The sequence below is a fragment of the Alphaproteobacteria bacterium genome (assembly GCA_023898725.1).
Taxonomy (GTDB): Bacteria; Pseudomonadota; Alphaproteobacteria; order JAUHZC01; family JAUHZC01.
This window is the reverse complement of the sequence record CP060236.1, coordinates 693,842-719,655: the sequence shown is the minus strand read 5'-3', so window position 1 is coordinate 719,655 and position 25,814 is coordinate 693,842. Positions and strand designations below refer to the sequence as shown.

Genomic DNA, 25,814 nt, shown 5'->3' with positions numbered 1-25,814 from the left:
TTAGTTCTCGCCCTTCATGGATTCACTTCCTGCTATAATTTCAATTAACTCACTCGTAATTGTTGACTGACGTTGACGATTATAACGCAATGTCAGTTCCTCAATCATCTCTGTTGCATTGCGTGAGGCCCCGTCCATCGCACGCATACGTGCTGCGTGTTCACTTGTCACACTTTGAAGGATACACTCATATAGTTTACTCCGCAGATAAAACCCCCACAAATGATCAGCCCCCGTTTGCAAATCAGGATCAACGGAAATCTCCCGCAAAACACCTATGGCCTCAGCGTATTCATACGGGAAAATTTGGATAGCTTGAGCTTCTTGCAGAAGCGCACTGCGGTAACGTGTACCCAAACAGATCACCTTACGGTAAGTGCCTGCTGTTATGGCAGGTAAAACATGCTGAATGACCCCTTCAATCTGGGAATAATCTGGAGTATCACCAAGCGGATAATGCGCAATATGATCAACATCCTCACAACGCCCAATGAACTCCCCCCCCTTCTTTCCCAAAGTAATAACATCCAAGCTACTTTCCGTTCCTTGATTTTGTTCGAGAATCATCGTGGTCATTCGGAAAATATTTTGATTATAGCTCCCGCACAAGCCTCGATTCGCGGCAACAATGATATACAAATCTTTCTGCACATCAGGAGATTGCGTGTAGCGACCAAACGCTTGAGAGGACTGCGCAACGACCACCTGAAATAAGCGCTCAATATGAGAAACGTAGGCATCAGCCTGCTGTTTAATACGCTGGGCCGCGCGTAAGCGCGAAACAGCAATCATCTTCATCGCAGTTGTAATTTTTTGCGTTGAGCGAACAGCCTCACGACGTTCTTTGATTGCCTGTAGTTGGGACATTAATCAACCTCCTCATAAGCAGTACGCGTACGGACGATAATTGCGCCAAGCTCCTCGGCCATATCGTCTGAAAGCTCACCACGATGGTTCAACTCATCAAGGAACGGCTTATGATTAGCATGACATGTTGCATGGAGTTTCGCAAGAAAACCAGGCACGCGATGCAAGTCGATTTCATCCAGATACCCACCTGTACCAGCAAAAATCTGTACCAGCTGTTCGGCCATGGACAGTGGCGCGTATTGATCTTGCTTGAGAATTTCAACCAGACGCTCGCCGCGGCGTAGAAGCTGTTGTGTTGCTGGATCAAGATCACTGGAAAACTGGGCAAATGCCTCCATCTCACGATACTGGGCAAGTTCCAGCTTCACTGAGCCTGCCACACGTTTCATCGCTTTTGTTTGTGCTGCCGACCCCACACGACTTACGGATAGACCGACATTAATGGCAGGGCGCACACCCTTGTAAAACAAATTTGCTTCGAGAAAAATTTGACCATCCGTAATCGAAATTACATTGGTAGGAATATAAGCCGAGACATCCCCTGCTTGCGTTTCAATAATAGGAAGAGCTGTTAAGGATCCCCCGCCGTGCGCATCACTCATTTTGGCTGCACGCTCCAAAAGACGGGAGTGCAAATAAAAAACATCGCCAGGATATGCCTCACGTCCAGGGGGGCGACGCAACAACAAAGACATCTCACGATAGGCGGTAGCATGCTTAGATAAATCATCATAGATAATAAGTGCATGTTGACCATTATCGCGAAAATACTCACCCATCGCGCAACCAGCATAGGGTGCTAAAAACCGCATAGCTGCAGCCTCCGATGCCGTGGCCGATACAACCGTAGTATATTTCATTGCTCCACGGTCTTCAAGAATGCTGACCAACTGTGCAATAGTAGCGCATTTTTGTCCTACTGCCACATAAACGCAGTGTATTTTTTGTTGGGGATCACCCGACTCAAAGGCTTGACGCTGATTTAAAATAGCATCAATGGCAATCGCTGTTTTTCCTGTTTGGCGATCACCGATAATCAGCTCTCGCTGACCACGACCAACCGGAACAAGTGTATCAATAGCTTTGATCCCTGTAAGAAGAGGCTCATGCACAGACTTACGAGCGATAATACCAGGGGCACTCGTTTCTACCCGGCGAAGCTCAGTTGTCTCTGCGGGCAGCGCTCCCTTGCCATCGATTGGTTCACCAAGGGCATTCACAACACGACCGAGAAGTCCTTCCCCCACAGGAACCTCTAGAATTTTCTGGGTGCGCGTCACCACATCTCCCTCAGCAACCCGAGAGGCATCACCAAATAAAACAATCCCCACATTGTCTTGTTCAAGGTTTAGCGCTAATCCCTTAATGCCTGATGCTGTCACCACCATTTCACCTGCTTGCACATGTGAAAGCCCCATCACCCGGGCAACACCATCACCTACATCAATGACCTCACCCACCTCCGCCGCATGTGTGGGGTTTGCATCACCCAGAATTTCAGATTGGATAAATTTTGTCAGTTCAACAGCTTTTTGCATTTTGAGACCTATATTTTTTGTGTTGTGAGGGTTGTTTGAATGCGTGTGCGAATGCGTCTTAATCGCCCTTGCAAGGTGGCATCAAAACGCCAATCTCCACACACAACATCAAACCCAGCGATAAGAGAGGGTACCAATTGAACCATGAACGTGGGCTTTACCCTTCGGGCCTGATGCACAAGCGTCTCTATTGCCTTGATTTGCTCAACAGACAATGGGTGAGCAGCGCGTATGACAGCGGGAAAGGTTCCGCGTGCCATACATTGACAAATATAGTACGCATAAGCAATCTGAGGCAACAACGGTGTGCGCTTGCGCAAAAGAAGCTGCAGAATGAAACGCCCCAATATGTTCTCTGCAGGAGCACTGTCGTGAGCCAAAAAAGTCCTTAGCGCACGATGCGCTTTTTTGCTGTTCACAGAACCATAGCCCACAAAAGAAGGAGCGCCAAGAATAATAGCGGCAAGGGAATCACTTCCCAAAACAAGACAGGCAAGAGCGCGTCCCACCTCTTCCTCCACAGCGCGAACTTGGGCAGCCTTGAATAATGCAACAGCATACATACGTGATCGTGCAGAAACAAACATCAAGTATGCCTCATGCGTGAGAAATAACAGGAAAAATTCTTCATCATTTGTTATTGCTAGCATATTCACATGACCTCTGCAATAAAGGGTTGTATAGAGTTGCACTGAAATGCGATTTTGTGTACAAGTGTTCAGATCGTGAAAGAGGTAATAATCAGTGTCAGATACGTACTTAGTTACAGGAGCAGCAGGGTTTATTGGATTTCACGTTTGTCAGGCACTTTTACACAATGGTCACACTGTCATTGGCCTTGATAATCTGAATGATTATTATGATCCTATCCTCAAAAGCAATCGTATTAATGCTATTGGTGATACCCCCCACTTTATATTCTATAAGCGCGATATTGCCAATCGCACAGACATGGAAACACTCACAAAAGACCATCCTGAAATCACCCATGTGGTAAATCTGGCAGCGCAAGCCAGTGTTCCCTACTCTCTTAAAAACCCTTATGCGTATATTGATGCGAATGTCTATGGACATTTAAATGTGCTTGAAATGTGTCGTACATTGCCCACCCTGAAGCACTTGGTTTATGCAAGCACATCGTCCGTGTATGGGTACAACACAAAAATGCCTTTTTCCGTTAAAGACAGAGTGGATGCGCCGATGGCCATTTATGCTGCATCAAAACGTGCGGGGGAATTAATGACTCATAGTTATAGCCATCTATACAAAATACCAGCCACGGGTCTGCGTTTTTTCACCGTGTATGGTCCTTGGGGGCGCCCGGATATGGCTGCTTATCTGTTTGCTGATGCTCTCACACACGATCGTCCCATCAAGGTTTTTAATAACGGAGATATGCGTAGAAACTTTACCTATATTGATGATATTGTTAGCGGTGTTGTTGCGTGCTTGCAAAAGCCTCCTCAATGTCCGGTTAATGGGGCGCTCCACACAATTTATAACATTGGCAATGATCGCTCCGAGGGATTAATGGACTACATTCACACACTTGAGCTGGCTTTTGGAAAAAAGGCGAAAATTGAGTTTTTACCCCTTTTGCCGGGAGACGTCAAAGAAACAGTTGCTGATATTTCTGAAAGTCAGGCGGATTTTGGATTTTCACCCCAAACTAATATTACAGAGGGGATCCCTCTCTTTGTTGAATGGTATAAATCTTATTACGGAGTTTCCTAAATGCCCCCTATATACAGCATTGCAGTGATTGGACTTGGTTATGTCGGCCTTCCTCTGGCTATTGGTCTTGCGCGCGTGCACACCGTCACAGGCTTTGACATCAATAATAGGCGGCTAGCCGAACTTCATAGGGGAACAGATTCCACAGCAGAAGTCGCCCCCGAGGATTTGCGCACATCAACTCTCACATACACTAATCAGCTGGGTGATATTAGTGGCAAAGATGTGTATATCGTCACCGTTCCCACTCCCATTACAGATAAAAACGAACCAGACCTTACACCCCTGATGAAGGCCTCCGAAACTGTGGGGAAAGCCATCAAAAAAGGAGCGATTGTTGTTTACGAAAGCACGGTTTATCCAGGCGTTACCGAAGATGTGTGCGCTCCTATTCTTGAGAAGTTTTCAGGGCTCAAAGCGGGGAAGCACTTCCACTTGGGATACTCACCAGAACGCATCAACCCTGGGGACAAAGTGCACACGGTAGCAACCATTACAAAAATTGTCGCGGGTGAAACCCCTGAAATCACAGATCTCTTGGCGGATATTTATGGGTCTATCAATAGCAATAATATTTTTAAGGCTTCCTCCATTAAAACAGCGGAGGCGGCGAAAGTTATTGAAAACGCCCAAAGAGATATCAACATTGCATTTATGAATGAGATTTGCATGATCTTTACCGAAATGGGTCTCAACACGCACGATGTGCTCGATGCAGCAAAGTCTAAATGGAATTTCTTGCCTTTTTCACCGGGACTTGTGGGAGGGCACTGTATCGGTGTTGACCCTTATTATTTAGCCCATGCAGCAAAGAACTATGGTCAGGAACCAAAGATTATTCTTTCAGGACGTGAGATTAATGAAAGCATGAGTTACTTCTTGGCATCTAAAATTCATGACGAAATTAGTAAATCCACGCCCACCCCAGCAGCTCGTATCTTGTTGTTGGGACTTACATTCAAAGAGAATGTCCCTGACTTGCGGAACACAAAGATTATTGATCTTGTACGCCACTTGCGTCAATTTGGCCATAGGCTTGAAATTCACGATCCACTTGCCGATGTAAATGAAGCAAAAGATTTGTATGATTTGGATATTCATGTTCATCTCGAGCAGTTACAGGGGTTTGATGCTGTAATTGGCGCCGTTCCTCACGCAGGCTATAAAAACTTCACATCCGCATCTTTTGAAAAACTGTTGACCCCGAACGGTGTGATTCTTGATATCAAACGCATCTGGTCCTCTCAGGTTGCATCCTCAAAAATGCGTTATTGGTCAATTTAAGGAGCGTCCATGAACTGGCTCACTGATTTTGTTCGCCCTCGTCTTAAGGCACTTATGGGGCAAAAGAACGATATACCGGAGGATCTTTGGCATAAGTGTCCTGCGTGCGAAAAGCTTATTTTTCATCGTGACCTTGAAGCCAACATACATGTGTGTCACCACTGTGATCATCATCTTCGGCTGAATGCCAAAGATAGATTGCGGTTTTTATTTGATGGTGCCACTTATACACGTATTGCACTTCCCCCCTCTTCCCTTGATCCACTGAAGTTTCGTGACTTAAAGAAATATGCCGATCGCCTCAAACAAGCGCGCACTGAAAATGATATGGATGATGCCGTTTGTGTTGCTGAGGGAAAGATTGAAGGACAAGCCCTTGTCGTAGCAGTGTTTGACTTTAATTTCATGGGTGGATCCATGGGTGTTGCCGCAGGAGAGGCTCTTGTGGTTGGTGCACAACATGCAGTCCATCGGAAGCTTCCCTACCTTGTGATCACAGCATCAGGGGGTGCACGCATGCAAGAAGGCATTCTATCACTCATGCAGATGCCACGGGCAACCATTGGTGTTTCTATGGTGAAAGATGCCGGACTTCCTTATATTACCGTTCTTACGGATCCAACAACAGGAGGGGTGTCTGCTTCATTTGCTATGCTAGGAGACATTATTATGGCTGAGCCTAAGGCATTAATTGCTTTCACGGGTGCGCGCGTAATTAAACAAACCATCCGTGCTGAACTGCCTGAAGGATTTCAGCGCTCGGAATATTTACTGGAACATGGAATGATTGATCGTGTCGTCCATCGCAAACACCTGCGTCGTGAGCTTGCAACGGTGCTAAAAGTTCTTTTACCCTAATATATAAAGATTTTATGCGGAAGGAGATTCTGGCTTCTTCTCGGATAGGGATGAGGTTTTACTCTTTTTATCTTGACAGAGTATGTCCCTTTTTTTGTCAGACTCCTCAACTCGTTTCTTTGTATCGTCATCAGGTTCTTGCATGTGTTGGGATTGCAAATCAAAGGCCCCAATTGCAACTAACATACTATTATCGTTTGCGCACTTGAGATCACTAACCCAGGGGTGCTTGGTAAAACTCTGGCGTTGGCGACGGATAGTTTTTTGTCCTTTGGTTTTATCAAGCACCTCTTCGACGCTAGGGACCACCATATAGTATGTCCCTAGCTTTAGGGCTTGTGGTTCTACAGGGGTAACATAACAAGTGCCATTTTGGCTGCGAAAAAAACCAAGCCCCATCGTTGTTTTGCTTTCACCACTTTTTGTACGGGTCACGACAGTTTGTTCTTTGTAGGTCACATAAATAGCTTTTTGCATCCACTGAACCCATGATGACAGAGTATTATCATGGATTTCCATGACTGACGGTACTTCATCACGCTGTTTTTTACCCTGGAAATAACTCCCAGACCTTAGCCACAAAGGTTTGAACTCTTGTGAGGCAGAAGGAGCACTGTGATCCTTCTTTTCTGTTTCCTCTTCTAATTGTTTTATGGGGGAACGCACAGAAACAGTTTCGGTGGAAACAGACTCTTCTGCAGGCTGGTCGCTTTCTTTCGTATCTGGTGTTGTATAAAGCTTCTCAGGCCCAGCCGCAGATACATTTTCTGCCGCATAAAGACTGGGAATAAGGCAAAAAATACTGATGATCCCATAGAAAAAATGCGTTAAAAAAACAGGGATTATCATTCTGGGTATCCGTATACAATTGCTAAAATCTCTACTTCTTTGAGGTTTTTACAATCAAATGGTGCTATCCAATCCTCACCATCTAAATCGCGCACAACGGGCCCCGGGTTCTTACGGACCTTCTGGATCAACGGCGCGCCTGAATAAGAAAAACCGGGCACAGCATTCTTCACGATGCCATCGGCTACAGAACAATTACCCTCGTCATCCTTAAAAACAGATCGATCCTCAGATAGTTTCGTATTCTGAAAATTCTTTAGAAGTGTCGTAGCAATATGGGCCTTTCCTTGGTAGGTCAGTCGATAGAGACCTGGAACTTTGTACATATCAGTTTTTGTTGTTACTTCTTTAAGATTAAGATCTTGTTTTTTATCGGACACAAAGGTTCTCCCCCCCTTAGAAATCCACAACGGATAATGGGGTTTTGCATCGGTTGCGGTTTGATGTACGGGAAAAAGAATTGCAACCTCATTGATTTTCTTCCATTTCCGGCAACCTTGACCTTTTAGGACATCCTTGAAAGCAGTTAAGTCGAGCAAGAGTCGTTTCTCATGTTGATAGGCCGCTAGTAAGGGTAGCGAATACCCAGGTTTTATCCCAGCAATCTCCGTGGGCTGAACAATACTATAGCATTTTCCCCCAGGAGATTTAAAAAGTGTGACGTAACTGGTGAATTTCTTAGCATTCGCAATCAGTACACGTCCGGCTGTTGTCCTATATTCTTTTGAGAGCACAACCGATTCAACAGAATCAAATTCATTGTTCTTGTTTAAAACATAGGTGTTTTTGCGACTTGTTTTCCAAAAAGGTTTGTGACCCTTAAACGGAGATTGTTTCTTTTTTCCTTGAGGTTTAGGTGTTTTTTGAGAGTTCCCTTGGGCTTTTTCTTCACGGACAGGTTCTGCAGCATCAACGGATGGAGGGAGGGGTGTATCCTCATCAAGCGACGATTCGGCTATCTCTTGCTTAGAGCTGTCTTCCAGATTCTCAGATCTGGCTTCAACCGCAACCTCCTCAAGTGGTTCTTCTGCATAGAGATTGTGTGTAGCATGCATGGAACCAAGAAAAAAAAGTAGGAAAAATTTATCGAGATGTTTCATTTTTATTGCGCCCCTAAAAAAATATAAAATATTCTAGCATAAAAACTATGCACCCTACAGATATACGTACCAATATTATTCTTACAAAAAAAACCACCTCCCTGAGGAGATGGTTTTTTTACTGCACTATCGTATAGTATTACTTCGTCGCTGCAACGATGCTTACGGAGTACCTTGACACACTGCAGGTTAGACCACTCGGAACATTGGAAAGCGTATAGAGCGCCTTAGAACCGGCTTTTTCAGGGTTTACTTTGCTTGCCTTAGGAACAACAGCCAGATCATAGGATGATCCAACCTTAATGGATGAAACATTTGTGCCGTTAGATAACTGAAGACACTTGCCATTAGAATCAACAAACCAAGCTGTCTTTCCCGAAACATTTTTGGCAATAGCGGATTTAATCACAAATTGCGGATTCACCGCTGAAATCTTTGTTGTGGCTGAAGCCACTGTCATCATTAGTGTTTTTGTTGCATACGGTTTTGCAGCGTACGCAACTGTTATTCCGGCTGCAATTGGCGCTGGATCAGCAGCAGCGGCGGCTTTTTTCGCAGCTTCAGCTTTAGCAGCGTCTTCAGCAGCTTTTTTCGCAGCTTCAGCTTTAGCAGCGTCTTCGGCGGCTTTTTTCGCAGCTTCAGCCTTAGCAGCTTCTTCGGCGGCTTTTTTCGCAGTCTCAGCCTTTGGGTCTGTAGTTTCCTGTGAAACAGCTGCTTTTTCAGCGGCGGCAGCGGCAGCAGCTGCGGCTGCTTCTTGCTGTTTTTTGAGTGCAAGTATAGCAGTGGCACTAGCTTCAGAAATAGAAACAGCAGCAAAAACAGTCGCTAATATTGCACCTAATGTTCGTTTGTTCATGTTTTTTCTCATAGGGTTAGGAGTTTATTACAAGAAATATAATAAACCCCATATATTAACAAATAGTTAACCAAGTTTCTTAAAGCAATAAGAGATACGAGCCATCATTGTGTGGGATTTATCCGTATGCTTTGTTGTAAAGTCAGTTGTACTATTGGTACCAAACTTTTTGCCATTACCAATATTAACGCGGTAATCGAGACTAAGTTCTAGGGTATCGTTCATTTTCATTGTGCCCCCTACGCCAGGAACAAAGGAAAAATCTGTGTAGCTGCGTTTGGCTGTACGTTGTTGATGAGTTAAACCATTAAAAGCACTACCTAAATTAGGACTAATCTGATGCTTACGGTACTCACCGCCAAGACGGATGAAGAGAGATGATGACTCGTTCACGTTCCAACCAAGCAAAAGACTGGCGCCAAATCCCAACCCAGTTTTAATTTTAGGTTCATTAAACTCTGTGTTGTTGCGTTTTACCTCAGGATCCGCTTCATTCTTATACGTATAAGGAGAGTTAGCATCAATCTCCAATCCCGCATAAAACATCTCAGAAACACCCAGACGATAACCAAGAAACACTTGGCCAGCAAATTTGTCTGAAGTCACGTCATAAATATCAGAGTTGCTTGCTCTACCGCCCAAAGAGGCCGTATATCCTCCCATTTCCGCATGGACTTTTTTCATGCCCAGCCCAAGACCACCATAAAATTTACCCGTCATAGCCGCAGAAGACCCTGTCGTAACGGCTGTTGCTACAGCCAAAAGTGTCAGAATTTTTTTCATTAATAATCTCCGTTAAAAAATAAATTTACACTTCCCTATTGTGCGTGAAATTACGGTACACACAATGGGGCTTCGATAATCAGGCTTGATTATGAAAATTTTTGACACATTTATTTTTTTTATGACACAGGAACGAGTGACAAAAAACTCGTAGAAAAAACACTTTTTTTCTTTGTTGCACAGAAGCATCACAAAAAATCATCTCTTTTGTGACAAACAGACATACGTGAGGTGGTTTTTTAATTTTTTATTAGCTATTTATTATACATAATTACATATAATATTATAATATTAATTTTAATACATTCTATGAACAAAAAAATATCACTATTGATTTGTTATTTATTTTTTTGTCCGATTAAGGCATCAGGTTGGGAAGCTCTTGCCTTCACTACTGTCGGCACACTTGTTTCAGGGGGCGTTGCACTTGCAGGATCTATATGGTCAAACCCCAATCAAGCACGAGAGCGGTGCCGATCATTGTCTTGTTGCTGGAAACGAGATCCCTATGAAAACAATCGTCTCACTGAGTTTTATCCAGACACAATGCCTCGTTTTATGATGCAACTCCTGAATAACGCTGCCAATAAACTAGAAGGCATGTGTCCCGATAGCAACAAAGAAGTGCTTGGGGATGGGCTCTCTTTTCGCACAAGGGATTATGAGTATACCATGCGTTGGTTTCGCGCAAGCGAAGACCCCGACCCCTCAGACCCCCCTGGGCCACCTGATATCTTAGCCGCAACTTTTCGGGAGATACAAGGAGCGGCGCGCCAAACAGGGCGCTTAGATGCTGATTTTTTTACATCTATTAATGAAGCACGCCATCACGGGTGGATTAATCTCCGCGTGCGGGAGGAAGGAGGAAGTAATGTCCTTTATGCCTTTATTTATACAGGTGTTAGTCCGCGTACAGGCGAACAGGATCCCTTCATTTTTCGTGTTTCACGCACCACATCTCGGGGGCATTTATCCCATAGACACGAGGGATTTCCCCACATGCACAGAAGAGGGAGCGAGCACACCTCCCTACAACTCTCAGGGGATTCGCACGCGCTTCACGAGATGCCCGCTAAAAAGGCAACACCCGGCACCAATTACGGCGCACCAAAAGATAGTCCGCCCATCATATCCAGATCCATCGATACACAAACCACGACGGATGAAGAAATGGGGATAGATTCCTCACCCGCTTCAAGAAATTCACTCTTCCGAGTAGGGTTTTTCACCGCACGCATGTTGGCACGCCTTCATGTAGAGGATTCTGGTGATGCGCAAGAAACAGCTGGTAAACCCAAATCTCCAAGAATATCAAGAGACATCGCCGCTAATGATGTAGAAAGAGATATATCCTAAGCGTCCTCACAAAGTAAGTTTTTAAAAGATTGTATGATCTTGGGGATCATCGCAACCATCTGGCTCGACCTGAGGCCAGCGATTCTCCCGCAAAAAATCACAAAAAACAGGTTCTGCTTGATGCGCAAAGACTTCAGTGATGCTTTGATCATGAGTCCAAAGAATATATCCTGTGATCGTTTTTCCGGGGTATATCTTTTCTAAAAGTGAGAAATAGCAACCCATTTGCCCAAGCATATAGGGTGGTAGTCGTTTAGGATCGCGCACAATATGTGTACTTGTTTTGTAATCAAGAAACCACACACCATGCTCATCCACACCCATGCGATCAATAACGGCCATTACCGGTTTGTTTGCGAGGACTCCTCTCACCCGCACTTCTGTCGAGTGATTGCCGGCAAAAAAGCGGGAATATTCAGGATGTTGCCAAATGCTGCTGACTTTCGCAATCTCCTCAGGGGAGGCAAGAAGGTTTTTATCTTCATCAGACACATTCGGCCATAGCTCAAACAACCGATGCAATCTAATTCCTTTTTCCCGCAAGTCCTCGGATTTACGCACCACGGCGCCAACGCCCATAGGATCTTCAGCACGCGCGATACTCCGCGTTAAAGAGGTAGGAGAAACAGCACGCGGCACAGGGCACTCCGTAACCGCTTGTCTATAAAAATGCTCCGGAATAGAAAGAGAAACACATGCTATGGCGGCGTCAAAAACATCACGCGAACTCTCCGAGGAACGCACAGGTACATTACCCACAATGAGATCATCATTTGGCAGAACAGAAACATCGGAGCACGAGCGAACACTGCTTTGAACGATGTGATACCATGAGTCTTGATAGTTAATCACACGTCCAGACTCCCATCCACACACCACAAGCATATCTTCCGCACGCGTCATCGCAACATATAGAAGACGGTAATATTCAGCCATCATCTGGGCATGGGCATGCGCAAAGGCAGCATCCAAGCGCGCAGGACGTTCCCGCCCCGAAGGCAGATAAACTAAATCCCCTTTTTCATCTAACGACAACGCTTCAACGGTTGTAGGCACACGGACAGTATCAGGTAAAATCACGATAGGTGCCTGCAGTCCCTTTGCTCCATGTACCGTCATAATGCGCACACCGCGTACATGATTGGCATGCGGACGAATAACTTCGGTATTCGCATGACGAAACCAAAGCAAGAAACCTGCCACTGTGGGGATCTCTTTGGCTTCAAATATCTCAAGCAGACTCAAAAAATCGCGTGCAGTATCATAGGCTTCATCACCCATTGCTGCTGCCATGCGCTTGATACCACCATCGACATACAAGACGCGCATAAAAAAATCAAAGGGACGGACAGTTTTCGTATCCACGATTAGCCCCCCCAACCAGGATATAGTATTTTTATGCCCAGATGCACACAACTGTTCCCACAAGCACTCTCCGGATAATGTGCGCAAACACAGCAACTCATCATCACACAACCCAACAAATGGGCTCTTCAAAACACAAGCAAGGGCTAAATCATTGCTCGGGAGATCACAAAACTCGGCTAGGTTCAATAAATCTTGTACACCTAGGTTATCGGCTAAATCATAGCGATCTTGGCCTTCCACAGGAATACTGTGTGCACGCAGATGGCGGATTAATGCGGACACAAAAGGACCACGACGCTGTACTAAAACGAGAATGTCATGCGCTTGAATAGGCCTTAACCCTGAAGGTAACAACCGCTTCTCACGTAACCATGTACCCAGTGTTTTAGTGATACGTTGGGCCAAGACTTCGGAGGAATCCTTTTTTGTCGTCGAGGAATGGCGCGGAGCATCCCACGCATCAAAGGGAATATTTGCGCAGGGAGGCGCTTTCTCCAAAGGCCATATCTCCACACGCCCAGGAGCATCAGTGCGAAAGGCAACATGAGAAACTCGGCGTAACTCACAAAGCTGAGCAGCGCGCCCAGGGTCAGCAAACACACTGTCAACAACCCGCAACACCTCGGGTGTTGATCGAAAAGATATATTAAAAGGAATATCTTGCCAGGATCTATGAGCTTCTGTAAAGGCTTGGCGGAAATAGGCGCGGTTGGAAACAAATCCAGCAGGATCTGCCCCTTGAAAGCCGTAAATAGATTGCTTAACATCTCCCACAACAAAAAATGTGCGCTTTCGGTCAGTCGTATTTCCACTAAAAAATTCATCCAGCAGACTCCGCACAAGAGTCCACTGATGGTGAGACGTATCTTGTGCTTCATCCAAAAGCATATGATCAATTCCACCATCAAGCTTATAAAGCACCCATGGAGCCATCGCACTATTGGTAAAAAGCCGCACGGTGGTATCAATTAAATCATCATAATCCAAGACACCCTCTCGGGCCTTTAATTCTTTATAAATACGAGAGACATGGACCGCTAAAAATGAAAATGATTGGCTTATTTCATATGCTTTTGCATCCTTGCGTGCATCACAGGCCGTTTCTAGGGCTAAAATAAGTGCTGCAATGCTTTCAAGCGCCTCAGGATAACTATCCCGCAAGCGTTTCGTTAGTATTTGCTTGCGGGGTTCTCCGGATTGAGTAAAGCATAGGCTATACAACGTATCGTAAATTTTCTGCGATGATGGTGTATCCGCCAAAAGAGCGGCACACGCTGCTAAAAAGGGAGACTCTTCTAATGCTTCGCGACACGTATCAACAAGCTGTTTTAGGAGGGGAGTAACTGATGCCTTCAAGGTTTCATAGAAGGTATTATTGGTTAATTCTGGAGGGAAATTTTCCTCTTTTTCACGAGCAGATAACCACGTACGCCAACGCAAGGACATAAGCTCGCGGAGATAATCCTCAACAGTTTCTGCCGTAAAATACTGCAACATACGTGTCAGAACTGTTGTGATTTGAGGATGAGGAGACGCCAAAAGGTCATGAATAGCCTTCCCCATGAGAGAGCGGCTGGCGTGTTCATCAGCAATCTCAAACCCCGGGGTCAAGCCAGCCTCCAAGGGGAAACGTCGCAGCACCATTTGAGAAAAACCATGCAGCGTATCAATACGGACGCCTCCTGGTGTTTCCAAAACGCGGTTTAGTAATTCTTGTGCGACAGATACCATTGAGAATGGCACAGGACCCCCATTAAGAGCATGCAGTTCTCGTGTCAGAGATTTTTCATCGCTATGGGTAAAATCGCTCAAACGACGGTAAAGACGATTCGTCATTTCTGCAGCGGCCGCATTCGTAAATGTCAAACAAACAATGCGACTTGGATCAACACCAGTAAGCAACAATCGCACCAGACGATCAATTAACACTTTTGTTTTACCACTTCCTGCCGATGCGGCAACCCAGGCACTCGTTTGGGGATCGGACGCACGGGTTTGTAAGACATTTGCGTATTCGCCTAAATTCAAAGAGACTGTTGGTGTGCGCATGGATTTTATTGCCATTCCTGAATGCGTGAAAGGGCCTCATAATCATTAAAACGGGGTGCATGTGCCTCATGCGGACATGCCGGATACCCAGAAGAGGGCTCATTATAATAAGCAAGCAAACGCTCTATACCTTCCTTGGCATGCGCAAGTAAATCATTGAGGCCTTTCTCAAACCGTACAATCTGACCATTCGTTGCACCGCCCGTCAATGACCAGTACTGTAAGGAAGATACGGGCGCTTTTGGTACACGCTCAAAAGACCCAAATGAGGCGATCAGCCCCTCAACCAGAAGTTGGGGGGCAAATCCCTTATTCACATCTACCTGCGAAGGGACTCCGCCCGTTTTGTAATCTATGATGTGTAGATTGCCTGCAGCATCGATATCAATGCGATCTGCTTTTGCAATCAGCGTGCGCGTAGAACCATCCGCACAAATTAGGTTCCATTTCCCCCATACCTCCACATATGTTTGCGCCGGAAGATTTTGAAGCAAGTGTGCGATAAACCAATTATAAACTACCATAAAACGTGGCTGCCATGCACGAAAATAGTGATCGCCAACACCCTCTTCCTCACAAGCAATGCGTCCCAGTTCATTGAGACTTGAAGGCGTTGGTATAAATCTATCCTCAGAAAATCTTTTCATTGCAAGCTCAAGAGAACGATGCAAAACTGTTCCTCGTTTAGCCGCATTCGGCACATCATCAAGATTATCAAGCATACGAATCTTCAGTATTTTCTTCGCAAAGATACTATAAGGATCCGTCACAAGTGTCCCTAAATCCGTTGCGGAAAATTGCGTGGGACGTAAGGAAATCGGAGGAACTGGCGAAGGACGCCCTCCAGGCACATACCCACCACTCTGCCGAGAAAAAACCTGTTTTGCCCTTGCGGACCATGTGTGTGTGTTATCGTGGGCTGCAAAAAGTATCGCCAGTCGCGTCCACCATGGTGCCGGGATTTGTTCCTGACCGTTCACGCGTAGGCTCCGAGTGATATAAACTTCCGGATAAGCGATAGCACTCACAAAATCATGGCAGGAGAGCCCCGTGCGCTGTTCCAAGGGACTCAGCCCCACATCTGCCCTCATTCCCCGAGACATCCATGGATCGATTGTATTACCTCGCGGCCAATCCCCTTGGACCAAGCCCCCAAGAACAGCAACGTCCGCCCACATGCCCCTGGCTTCCAGGGGACCCAGAATCTGTATCCGAGGATGCCTCTCAGAATGCTGCTCACGTATCGTTTCACCATGAATGAGCGCTTGCCAAATATGGCAATAGTCCTCAAATGACACATCCCCATAAAAATTATTTGCGCACGCAAGTTCCTCCCAAATCGTCACCATGCGGGAATGGGGGGCACATATTTCTGTTGTGAGACCCCGGTGCCATAAAGAAAATACAGAAACGCAGTGTTTTTCCCGTCCGTATTTTTCGTACGTTTCAATCCACTTCTTTGCCCACTTATCAACATCTTCTGGCCAAGTGAGGGGTGATAAATCACGACCATCCCGGAGTTTACGCTCACACCCGTGATACGCGGCATGGGTTACATCGTCAAAAACACTGTATGTTTTATAGAGCCTTAGTGCCATCATTCGCACTTGATGGGCGGTTCCCGATACTTGCAAAACTTGCAACGAACAGGCCCCCTCACGCGTGACAGAAAGGGGTTTACCAGCAGAATCCGGTATGCGAATACCCCACATGCGCATCAGTGCCTGGACACGTCGGGCAAGTTGGCGGTTATGAGTTATAAAAATCCCAGTTTTCGCCGTTTTTTCAACAACATCCCGCAAAATACAACTAATCATTTGTGCTTCATGCTCTTGGTCATCCGCAATAAGCGTTGTCAAATCTGGATCATGAAACGACTGATTATCTGGGTCTTTTTGATTCTCTAGCCCCTGTGTTATTGCTAAAGAGCGGATGCGAATATTCGGTACCATACAGGGAATAACTACCGTACGTTCATGATAAGGAGAAAGGCAGCGTATTAATCGGGCCAGTGATGACAAATGATGGGTTGGTGAAAGATTTTCTGAACGGGATGCCAAATCCACAGATGCGCCCGGTGGAAGCACTACATGCCCTCTGGGGAGTTCAGCAATCGCAGTAATAAGTTTCTGGGTAACCGGCAGGCTACCGCTTGAACCGATGACAAAAATAGGCGTCTGAGGGGGTGATGCCCGCCATGCTAGAAGAAGTTCGTTCACAACGCGCACATGAAGACTGGCACGATCCATGACCTCCCGTGTCGCACACACTTTTGGCCACGCACTGTATATTCTTTTGAGAAAATCACTTGTTATCTGCCAGTGAATGGCAAAATCATCAGCAACAACTTTATCCAGATCCATAAGCTCTATACCATGGTAAGTCAGTGTTTCCATCAGTTCCGACAGATTTTTAGCCAGATTAATTGCCTGAGATAATGTACAAGCAAAGGGGTTAGTGTGTTCATCCATAATGAGCTGTGCCAACTGCAGGTGCTGCTGTATGGCCGGCAAAACGGGAGGAAAGTTTTTTACGCGCCCCGTCAGTGTTGCTAAATCAACGCATGAAAGAGCACCAAGATGATAGATACCAGGCAATATTTGGCTTGCTGAATCCCTCGTTAGTTCCGCTATCAAACGCTCCCCCAAGCGTCTCGTAGGAACAAAAACCGCAGTCTCATGCACACGCAAGGGGTCCCAGGTCCGTAAAATGCGCGCAACGTAAGCCACCATATCCACGCCAAATTCCGGGCATATAATTTTATGTGTTTCCACCACACAATCCCAAAAGCTTCTGTTTCAGCTCACAATACCTCTCTTCAAACCCCGGGGGAGGAGAAATTGTTATTTCACGCACCTCTTGATTCATTTGAAATATCACCTCCCAACAAATAGCCGGATACATGGTGTCAAGTTTCTCCGGCCACTCGACAAGTGCCAAGGCATGTGAGCGATCCTGCCATCCCAACTCTATGACATCTTCTGAGTTTTCAAGACGGTATAAATCGAAATGCATAAGAGGAAATCTTTTTCCCTCATAGGTTTGAACAAGGGTATACGTAGGGCTGGGGACGTTAAGATCATAGCCCATGATTGTGTGAATAACCGCACGGGCAAAAACAGATTTTCCCATACCAAGATCTCCCATCAGTGCGCACAGATCCCCCTGAACAAAAAAATTTGCGGTCACGCGGGCAATTGCTATCGTGTCCGCTTCTGAGGATGACAAACAAACAATCGGAGGATTTCTATCACTGGTTTTCATCGGAATTATACGTAATCAAATGAGCGCATAGTAACACCCTTTTCATCATTACAAAAAGTTTTGTGGGTCCATGTCAAGCTTGATCCGTAGGGCACGGGGAAACTTCAAGCTTTGCATCCACGTAGCGGCATACTTACTTAAGGGGAAACGAGAGGGAGCCCGAAACAAAAAGCGCCACCGGTAGTGATTGCGAATTTTTTCCAGAGGTGCCGGTGCTGGCCCTAATACCTGCACATCAGGGTGCAAAGGGATGTGATCTCGCATACGCCTTACCCACTCCGTCACCATGTCAAGAGATGTTGCCGAGACAACAACAGCCATCATGCGCCCAAACGGAGGGAGATTTCCTTGTTCTCGCTGATCGAGTTCCAAACGATAGATGGCATCTCTATCATGGGTGCATAAAGCCTGTAAAACAGGATGCTCAGGTTGATAAGATTGAATATACACATGTCCCGCTTTTTCAGCACGCCCAGCACGCCCAGCCACCTGATGAATTAATTGATAGGTTTTTTCACAGGCACGCCAATCCTCAGACATTAATCCAGCATCAGCATCGACCACACACACACAAGTAAGATTAGGAAAGTGATGTCCCTTAGCTAACATTTGCGTACCAATCAAAAGTCTAATTTTATTAGCTTCAACATCCGCAAGAAGGGCCTCCATTTCCCGAGGAGAGCGCAGGTGATCACTGGATACAACAGCAACATGCGTTCCAGGGAAATACTTGTGCACATAGGACTCAAGGCGCTCAATACCAGGACCACACGGTAGTAGAGCCTCGCTTAGGCACGACGGGCATGTCCTAAGGAGCGTTTGTAAAAATCCACAATGATGACACCGTAACGTATTGTTGGTTGTATGAAGAACAAGGCTTGTGCTGCATTGAGGGCACCCCACGCGATGACCACACGAACCGCACATCACGAGGGGAGCATAACCCCGACGATTCAAGAATAAAAATACTTGATCTTGGCGATCCAAGGTTTCCTTGATCTTTACCAAGACTTTGGGGTGAAGCCATCGCTCAGGCGTGTCACCGTCAGTACGTGCGTTACCTTGGCGCATATCAATCGTTTCAATCGAGGGAAGTGTGCTGACGCCTACACGCTCGGGCATTTTTGCATGCACATATTTCGCCTGCAGTGTATGATGATACGTTTCTAAGCTTGGCGTAGCTGTACTTAAAATCACATCTACTTGCTCAAAATGACTGCGCGCCAAAATTACATCGCGTCCATGGTAAACGGGGGATTCCTCCTGCTTATAGCTCCCATCGTGCTCTTCATCCATGACAATCAAGGAGAGATTGGCAAAGGGTAAAAGAGAACCGGAACGCGTGGCAATAACCACAAGAGGATCTCCGCGCACAACACGTGTCCACACCCGATAACGTTGAGCCGGTGTCATGCGCGAATGCCATACAACACAATCAGCGGCAAATCTCCCCTCAAACCGGGATATCCACGCAGGAGTAAGGCCAATTTCAGGCACACACACTAATACCTGCTTTCCTAAGAGCCAGGCATCATAAACATGGCGCACGTACACTTCCGTTTTTCCTGAGCCTGTGACGCCATCCAGTAAGGCTACTTTTGTACCTGCGGCAAAGCCATTTTTGATGATTTGAAAGGCATTTTCTTGAATAGCATTCAAAGTCAAAGGCTTGGTCTCAGCATCTCTCGGTATTTTTGGTTTTATTGGGCGATAGCAATGGTCAAGGTCAACTCCTCCCAGCGTTGCTTTTAAAAACTGCCCCAAAGGCACTACGTTATAAGTACTTACCCACTCCAATACTGTTAAAAAATCGGCTGTCAGTGCGTACATATATGTTGCCGAAATATTTTTAATACGCGCAGGATCGATTGTGGGATGCACACAAGAATCAATAACAACAGCAGTTACTTCCTGCCGGCCTAATGGCACACGCACAAACATCCCCCTGTGTATATCCAGATGCTCTCCCCACGCATAGTCATAAGCATCCCCGTAAGGGCCAACCGGATGAGCACGGAGATATTTGGGTGAGTGACTCGACAATAGTAAGCTCATTAATTATGATGATGCAGTATAGAGTTCTGTGAATTCCACCGTCAAGTAAGGCCCACCGTGTTTCCTTCATCTTTTGTTGAATGCTATCAATCATGGCTCACATGGCTCAAAGTCTCCAAAGGGGGCTCAAAGCACACGTGCCTCAATTATGCGTGCGATGTACACGCTTTTTTGGTTTTTCTTGCTCAACACACCAATGATACGATAACCATGGAGACTATTCGTACGCTAGAAGCCCGTGATATTCGTGCATTTTTATCTCACCGCCTGAACAACCATGTTTCTCACCGCACGCTCGCACGTAATCTTTCTGCCTTAAAATCGTTTATGCTGTATCTTGAGAGTGAACGAGGCCTCCAAACATCGGCGTTTGCGCATCTGACATTGCCTCGCATTCCCAAAAAAATGCCGCGGCCAATGACTTTTGTAAATATTACCAAAATTCTTGATGCCACAGGGATGCACACATGGGTACACGTGCGTGATCGAGCCATTTTTATGCTTTTGTATGGCTCGGGATTGCGTATCAGTGAGGCACTGGGACTTCGCATCCGCGATATTGCAGACACACTCATCATTCGGGGGAAGGGCCAAAAAGATCGTGAAGTTCCCATGCTTGCCCCATGCAGGCAAGCCATTGAGTGCTATCGTGCGCAATGTCCCTTTCCTGAGGAGTCAGAGAGACTCCTTTTTCTAGGCGCACGAGGAGGAAAACTTAGCGCAGGGGTTATTCAACAATCGCTGAGGCGCGTTCGCAGACTTTTGAATCTTCCAGATGAGGTAACGCCTCATGCTTTGCGGCATAGCTTTGCTTCACATCTGCTGGGTAATGGAGCGAACCTGCGGGAAATACAAACCCTTTTAGGTCATGCGAACCTATCAAGTACGCAACAATACGTTGATGTAAATATGGAGCAGTTAGTTAAAATACACAGCGAAGCGCACCCTCGCGAAGAAGGAATCCTGCTTTCAGAAAGCAAAAAATCTATCAAAAAGCAGTAGCAAAGATCTTATTGCGATGACGTTAAGTCAGCCTTATTTAATGGCAACACGACAGGCCCGCGACATGGTGCGCAGCGCCTGCAAACTCCCTCGGGTTGAGTATGTATCTGTTGTCAACGTTCCGCGAGAAGATTTCCCCTTAACCACAATATTCCCCGACGTCTTAGCAATAGCTAAGGCTACTTTCTTATCTGTTGTAGCCTGTGAAATCCATGCTGTTTCTCCTTGAACGAGGTCAAATGCATAGCTTTTTTGTTGCGCTATAAGAGTCATCTTATGGCCACTATGGATGGTATACCCCGCGTCAATGCTTACTGAGAAATAACTGTTAAGATAGGGGCGATGAGTGACAATAATGAACGCAGGACCACGCACTTTATACTTACCTTCTGCTTTCGTCGCAGATGATGTCATATAGCAGATGGGTTTTCCCTCTTCGGTTGCTTTAAAGACATCCCACGCGCCAAATCTTCCTAGACGTGTCGGGCTTTCAGCCAAAACAGGGGATAAAAAAGCACTGAGAGCAAAAGAGAGACAGAGATATTTTTTCACGGACTATACTAGATTATCTGGATACTACTTTATCATAAGATCTGGAAAAACTAAATGAAAGATACGCATCTGAAGAGCAGATAACCCTGTTTTTTTTACAGCACTTACAGCAAGGACCTCAGGGGCGCAGGTAAAATGATCCTCTACAGACTTCTGTGTCTCCAGCTGACGACTCTCCACCTCATCGGAGGATATTTTATCTGTCTTGGTCAAAACAACCTGAAAAGGTGTCGCTGACGCGTGTAAAATATTAAATAAATCAAAGTCTATCGGCTTTAGCCCATGACGAGCATCCACCAAAACAAAGAGCATCCGCATCCCCCGACGCGTTGTCACATAGGTGGTCATGTCTTTCTGCCAAGCATGCTTTAGTTTTATAGGCACACTCGCAAAGCCATAGCCCGGCAAATCTACAAAGAGGGCCAGTCCACCCAAATTAAAAAAGTTTATTTCTTGGGTACGGCCGGGTGTGCGTGATGTTCGCGCCAAGTTTTTACGATTAAAAAGAGCATTAATAAGTGACGACTTACCCACATTTGAACGCCCAACAAATGCTATCTCGGGCAAATCAGGCAGCTTGAGAACCGATGGATCGCCACTTCCCCCAACAAAATCACAGGATTTTACAAATAACTGCCGAGGGGTAATAGACTTCACGTTATTTCTTCTTCGGAGACTTTGGCTTGTGAGAAATTATTTGACCTTTGTCCCCATTTTCTGCTGCATACGTTCGTAAACCAAGTCCCTTGTTTTGGTTCATAATATACCACTGCTGTGCAATTGTCAGAATATTGTTCCACGCCCAGTAAATCACCAAGCCCACAGGAAACTGTGCCAACATATAGGTAAACATTACCGGCATAATCATAAACATTTTTTCTTGAATAGGATCTGTCGGTGCAGGATTCATGCGTTGCTGAAGCACCATCGTCAGCCCCATGATCAAGGGCCACAAACCCATCATCAAAAAACTGGGGGGGGTCCATGGGATCAAGCCAAAGAGCGTAAAGATATTTGTAGGATCAGGCGCTGATAAATCACTTACCCATCCCCAAAACGGCGCATGACGCATCTCAATAGATATAAACAATACCTTGTATAGGGCAAAGAAAAAAGGAATTTGCACAACCATCGGCAAACAGCCACCCATAGGATTTACACCTTCACGCTTATAAAGGGCCATCATTTCTTGATTCAGGGCCATCTTATCGTTGGCGTAAGTTTCCTTAAGCTTCTCCAGTTTTGGCTGTAATGCCTTCATTCGGGACATAGACCGGTAGGATTTGTTTGCAAGAGGCAAGAAAATAAGTTTGAGAATAACCGTGAGGGCAAGAATTGCCACGCCAAAATTTCCAAGGATTTTTTGGAGAAAGCTCAATAAATGGAAGATGGGTTTTGTAATAAAGTAGAACCAACCAAAGTCAACCGCCAGATCAAAGTGCTCAATACCCAAAAGTTCTTCATAACTGTCTAGCACATTAAGTTCTTTGGGGCCTACAAAAGCATGCGTAGTGGTTGTTACGGTTCCCCCCGGCTTCACAGCAAGGGCATTGCTTACGGTATCTACTTGGTAGCGGACGTCACTCTCATTGCGTGTATGTCGAAATGTTACAGGTTGATCGGTTTTAGGATCAGCAATAATAGATGTTAGCCAGTATTTATCCGTAAAACCAAACCATCCCGCTTGCGTCCGGAACTCCAGCCTTCCCTTCTCTTGGATGTCAGCATACTTAAGTTCCTGAAGTTTTCCCCCAACATAACCAATTAGCCCCTCATGTACCGCCATATAATTCGATACATCAGGAGTTCCATGGCGGCTTATCAGTGCATATTGCTGGATGTTTACATTAGTATTGCCGGTATTGTGAACACTGTCCTGCACAGTAAACAGATACTTATCATCAACACTGATTGTCCGGGTGAATACAATCCCGGTGCTGTTTTGCCAGGTCAGAACAAGAGGATTTCCGGGTGAAAGGTTTTGTGACTGTGCACGCCACGGGGTGTGCTCATTCGGCACTTCCTGCGTACGATCCGTGCTCAACCAACCAATGTCAATATAATACGCACCGGTACTGCGTTGGGGATTCAAAACACGAACCTTAGGATCATCTTGATTAACGTTTGCTTTGTATTTTTCCAACGTTATATCATCAAGACGTGTACCCACGAGACGCAGGGTTCCCGAAAAGGTCGGTGATGAAATAGCAATACGAGGACTTTGTTTCAGAACATCTTCTCGCGACACAGAGGTTGAGAGATCAGCATGAGACCGCAGAGTATCTTCATTGGTAAAAGAACCAGAAGATTTTTTAGCAGACGGAACATCTTCCGAAAGCACTTTCGATGCTTCTGATGCACTTGAGACTGTTTTGATCGGCGTCGTATCAAAAAAAACATTCCACCCGAACAGCACAACCATGCTAATTACAAGCGTTAGGATTAAATTTTTGCTATCATCACTATTCATTGCTTATTCTCGCTTGTGTTACACACTGATTCTCTTACTTTTTAGAAAGAGAATCCTCATTTTGATCATTGGTTGTACCCCAGGGATGGCATTTGCTCAAGCGTTTTAATGCCATCCCCCCTCCTTTAAGAAGGCCATTCTTCAGAATCATTTCATAGGCATAGGTTGAACATGTTGGTTCAAACCGACACTGACGGCCAATGAAATAAGAAAACGTTAGTTGATACAAACGAATTAAAACCAACATTATGGCCGTAAAAAGTTTCATCGCGCACCAACCCTCACGCAAAGGTCCTGGATTCCTTTCTCTAGCGACTCTACAAGTTCACAAAAGGGTGCCTGAGTACACCGTGCATTTCCAATTACAACAATATCAACACAGCAGTCTAATGAAAGCTTTTGCCTATGCAGCGTAGCGCGGCACGCTTCTTTTAAGCGTCTCTTAATACGGTTACGTACAACGGCTCCGCCATTTTTGCGTGTTACAATAAAGCCAAATCTGATCTGTGCTTTTTGCTGATTCGTCATATCGTCTAACAAAGAGGGATCTGCAGGAGTACAAACACCCTGCAGCAAGAAATAGCGGCAAAAAAACCTGTTACCACTATGAGAAACATACTGGTACTGAGGCCTTTTGCGAATGCGTCCAAATGATACCAAGGAAATTCTTTAGATAGTCAAAAAATCTGAAGGGCAGACAGAAAGTCTGCCACGTATAATAACTCAGGAAAACAACGAAAAGATCAGGTTATGCACTTAAGCGCTTGCGACCTTTTTGACGGCGACGGGCAATAAGATTGCGACCATCAGGTGTTGCCATGCGTGAACGAAACCCGTGGCGACGTGCACGAACAAGCCGACTTGGTTGGAACGTACGTTTCATCAAACAATCCTTACATTAAAAAACAATTTAGTACTCTATAAGTGCTCTTTAGGGGTAAGTCAACAGTTCCCACAAAAAAACACATAACCCTTACTAAGAAAAATGACTGATTTACACGCCCGTGCATAGATATCACGAGACATTACGCGCGCACTTAGAAAGCCACGACACGTGAACGGCCTGTGCTGTAAATATAAAGAAGCACGCGTTGACCGGCAGCAATTGGATTGTCCTTTCCTTGAACGACTGTTTTCAAGCGTCCATCTGTCAGGCGCACCACATACTCCAAGCCTTCCTGCGTCGTAAGGGCATCTTCTGCTAAGGCACCAAGACCTGCACCAAGTAGCCCTCCGCCGACTGTGGCTGCAATATTCCCTCTACCTTTACCAAACTGATGGCCCAAAACACCGCCCGTAAGGCCACCTATGGCCATGCCTGTTGCGTTTTCTCCCAATTTCTCAGCGCCCTTTACAGTTACAGATCGAACCTTTAGGATTGTTCCCTCCAGTGTTTCTGCAACACTACCAACCGAACTCTCAGAGTACATCGATGAGCTGATATTACGGGCACACCCACCCACCACAAGAGCGGATATTACCAACCCTGGAACAAGAAAACCTACGGATATTATTTTTTTCATAAAGAGCGACTTTCTTAAAATTTTTGTACTGCTTCAAATAAGCGTACAGTATTTTAGAAAAAAAGTGAAGATATGAAATTTTAGTGGTGGGCCCGGTAGGACTCGAACCTACGACAACACCGTTATGAGCGGTGGGTTCTAACCAACTGAACTACAGGCCCTTATGATCCTTGAAACATAACCGATTCTTAAAAAAACTCAAGCCCTTATAACAAGAGTAGGTATTTTTCGTTAGGGTTTCCAAAGGATTTTGATGTGTACTCACAAAAAAACCTGATCGCATGGACCAGGTTTATACTTTTT

At 45.6% G+C, this 25,814-nt stretch carries 23 protein-coding genes and 1 tRNA gene; 5 read left to right on the top strand and 19 right to left on the bottom strand.

Annotation, left to right across the window (positions count from 1 at the left end):
* From atpG to H6849_03315, 3 genes are read right to left on the bottom strand one after another with little or no spacing between them, the layout of a single operon-like run.
* Positions 1-867 carry an ATP synthase F1 subunit gamma gene (gene atpG, locus H6849_03325; GenBank protein USO01108.1) on the bottom strand — a complete coding sequence of 289 codons (867 nt, stop codon included), beginning with the start codon at positions 865-867 and terminating at the stop codon, positions 1-3.
* Positions 867-2,408: a F0F1 ATP synthase subunit alpha gene (gene atpA, locus H6849_03320; protein USO01107.1), complete on the bottom strand. Its 1,542-nt coding sequence runs from the start codon at positions 2,406-2,408 to the stop codon at positions 867-869. Before atpA ends, atpG begins: the two co-directional genes overlap by 1 nt.
* Positions 2,409-2,416: 8 nt before the next feature.
* Positions 2,417-3,058 (bottom strand): F0F1 ATP synthase subunit delta, encoded by a 642-nt coding sequence (locus H6849_03315; GenBank protein USO01106.1) that lies wholly within the window; start codon positions 3,056-3,058, stop codon positions 2,417-2,419.
* Positions 3,059-3,152: 94 nt separating this feature from the next.
* Here H6849_03315 and H6849_03310 point away from each other — a divergent pair, with 94 nt between their 5' ends.
* From H6849_03310 to H6849_03300, 3 genes are read left to right on the top strand one after another with little or no spacing between them, the layout of a single operon-like run.
* Positions 3,153-4,142, top strand: a complete 990-nt coding sequence (locus H6849_03310) for an SDR family NAD(P)-dependent oxidoreductase (GenBank protein ID USO01105.1) — start codon at positions 3,153-3,155, stop codon at positions 4,140-4,142.
* A complete protein-coding gene (locus H6849_03305) occupies positions 4,143-5,426 on the top strand; it encodes a nucleotide sugar dehydrogenase (protein ID USO01104.1) in 1,284 nt (427 codons plus the stop codon).
* A 9-nt stretch (positions 5,427-5,435) separates the two neighbouring features.
* The gene (locus tag H6849_03300) at positions 5,436-6,284 is read left to right on the top strand and encodes an acetyl-CoA carboxylase carboxyltransferase subunit beta (GenBank protein ID USO01103.1); all 849 of its coding nucleotides are present in this window, start codon (positions 5,436-5,438) and stop codon (positions 6,282-6,284) included.
* Positions 6,285-6,296: 12 nt separating this feature from the next.
* Here the strand turns inward: H6849_03300 and H6849_03295 are convergent, their stop codons facing one another.
* From H6849_03295 to H6849_03280, 4 genes are all read right to left on the bottom strand, one after another.
* Positions 6,297-7,133, bottom strand: a complete 837-nt coding sequence (locus H6849_03295) for a hypothetical protein (protein ID USO01102.1) — start codon at positions 7,131-7,133, stop codon at positions 6,297-6,299.
* Positions 7,130-8,233, bottom strand: coding sequence for a hypothetical protein (locus tag H6849_03290; GenBank protein USO01101.1), 1,104 nt, complete (start codon positions 8,231-8,233; stop codon positions 7,130-7,132). Before H6849_03290 ends, H6849_03295 begins: the two co-directional genes overlap by 4 nt.
* 139 nt (positions 8,234-8,372) lie before the next feature.
* Positions 8,373-9,089, bottom strand: coding sequence for a hypothetical protein (locus H6849_03285; GenBank protein ID USO01100.1), 717 nt, complete (start codon positions 9,087-9,089; stop codon positions 8,373-8,375).
* Positions 9,090-9,155: 66 nt separating this feature from the next.
* The gene (locus H6849_03280) at positions 9,156-9,872 is read right to left on the bottom strand and encodes an outer membrane beta-barrel protein (GenBank protein ID USO01099.1); all 717 of its coding nucleotides are present in this window, start codon (positions 9,870-9,872) and stop codon (positions 9,156-9,158) included.
* A 309-nt stretch (positions 9,873-10,181) separates the two neighbouring features.
* Here H6849_03280 and H6849_03275 point away from each other — a divergent pair, with 309 nt between their 5' ends.
* Complete coding sequence (locus tag H6849_03275; protein USO01098.1) at positions 10,182-11,228, top strand: hypothetical protein; 1,047 nt, start codon at positions 10,182-10,184, stop codon at positions 11,226-11,228.
* Between the two features lie 21 nt (positions 11,229-11,249).
* Here H6849_03275 and addA read toward each other — a convergent pair whose 3' ends face one another.
* The 4 genes from addA to priA are packed head-to-tail and all read right to left on the bottom strand — an operon-like array spanning position 11,250 to position 19,964.
* Positions 11,250-14,645: a double-strand break repair helicase AddA gene (addA, locus tag H6849_03270; protein USO01097.1), complete on the bottom strand. Its 3,396-nt coding sequence runs from the start codon at positions 14,643-14,645 to the stop codon at positions 11,250-11,252.
* Between the two features lie 5 nt (positions 14,646-14,650).
* On the bottom strand, positions 14,651-17,377 hold the full coding sequence (locus H6849_03265) for a PD-(D/E)XK nuclease family protein (protein USO01096.1): 2,727 nt from the start codon (positions 17,375-17,377) through the stop codon (positions 14,651-14,653).
* Between the two features lie 28 nt (positions 17,378-17,405).
* On the bottom strand, positions 17,406-17,909 hold the full coding sequence (gene tsaE / locus H6849_03260) for a tRNA (adenosine(37)-N6)-threonylcarbamoyltransferase complex ATPase subunit type 1 TsaE (GenBank protein ID USO01095.1): 504 nt from the start codon (positions 17,907-17,909) through the stop codon (positions 17,406-17,408).
* Between the two features lie 48 nt (positions 17,910-17,957).
* Positions 17,958-19,964 (bottom strand): primosomal protein N', encoded by a 2,007-nt coding sequence (gene priA, locus H6849_03255; protein USO01094.1) that lies wholly within the window; start codon positions 19,962-19,964, stop codon positions 17,958-17,960.
* 57 nt (positions 19,965-20,021) lie between these two features.
* Here priA and H6849_03250 point away from each other — a divergent pair, with 57 nt between their 5' ends.
* On the top strand, positions 20,022-20,966 hold the full coding sequence (locus H6849_03250; protein ID USO01093.1) for a tyrosine recombinase XerC: 945 nt from the start codon (positions 20,022-20,024) through the stop codon (positions 20,964-20,966).
* A gap of 33 nt (positions 20,967-20,999) precedes the next feature.
* On the opposite strand, the gene H6849_03245 is transcribed toward H6849_03250, so the two are convergent.
* The 8 genes from H6849_03245 to H6849_03210 all read right to left on the bottom strand — a co-directional run bounded on the left by H6849_03245 (position 21,000) and on the right by H6849_03210 (position 25,672).
* Positions 21,000-21,518 carry a hypothetical protein gene (locus H6849_03245; protein USO01092.1) on the bottom strand — a complete coding sequence of 173 codons (519 nt, stop codon included), beginning with the start codon at positions 21,516-21,518 and terminating at the stop codon, positions 21,000-21,002.
* Between the two features lie 24 nt (positions 21,519-21,542).
* The gene (locus H6849_03240) at positions 21,543-22,175 is read right to left on the bottom strand and encodes a YihA family ribosome biogenesis GTP-binding protein (GenBank protein USO01091.1); all 633 of its coding nucleotides are present in this window, start codon (positions 22,173-22,175) and stop codon (positions 21,543-21,545) included.
* Position 22,176: 1 nt separating this feature from the next.
* Positions 22,177-23,988 (bottom strand): membrane protein insertase YidC, encoded by a 1,812-nt coding sequence (gene yidC / locus H6849_03235; protein USO01090.1) that lies wholly within the window; start codon positions 23,986-23,988, stop codon positions 22,177-22,179.
* 34 nt (positions 23,989-24,022) lie between these two features.
* Complete coding sequence (yidD, locus tag H6849_03230) at positions 24,023-24,256, bottom strand: membrane protein insertion efficiency factor YidD (protein ID USO01089.1); 234 nt, start codon at positions 24,254-24,256, stop codon at positions 24,023-24,025.
* Entirely contained in the window at positions 24,253-24,630 is a 378-nt protein-coding gene (rnpA, locus tag H6849_03225) for a ribonuclease P protein component (protein ID USO01916.1), read from the bottom strand. Before rnpA ends, yidD begins: the two co-directional genes overlap by 4 nt.
* A gap of 106 nt (positions 24,631-24,736) precedes the next feature.
* Positions 24,737-24,871 (bottom strand): 50S ribosomal protein L34, encoded by a 135-nt coding sequence (rpmH, locus tag H6849_03220; protein ID USO01088.1) that lies wholly within the window; start codon positions 24,869-24,871, stop codon positions 24,737-24,739.
* Positions 24,872-25,025: 154 nt separating this feature from the next.
* Positions 25,026-25,511, bottom strand: coding sequence for a glycine zipper 2TM domain-containing protein (locus H6849_03215; protein ID USO01087.1), 486 nt, complete (start codon positions 25,509-25,511; stop codon positions 25,026-25,028).
* 84 nt (positions 25,512-25,595) lie between these two features.
* Positions 25,596-25,672 (bottom strand) — tRNA-Ile (locus tag H6849_03210).
* Positions 25,673-25,814 lie beyond the last annotated feature (142 nt).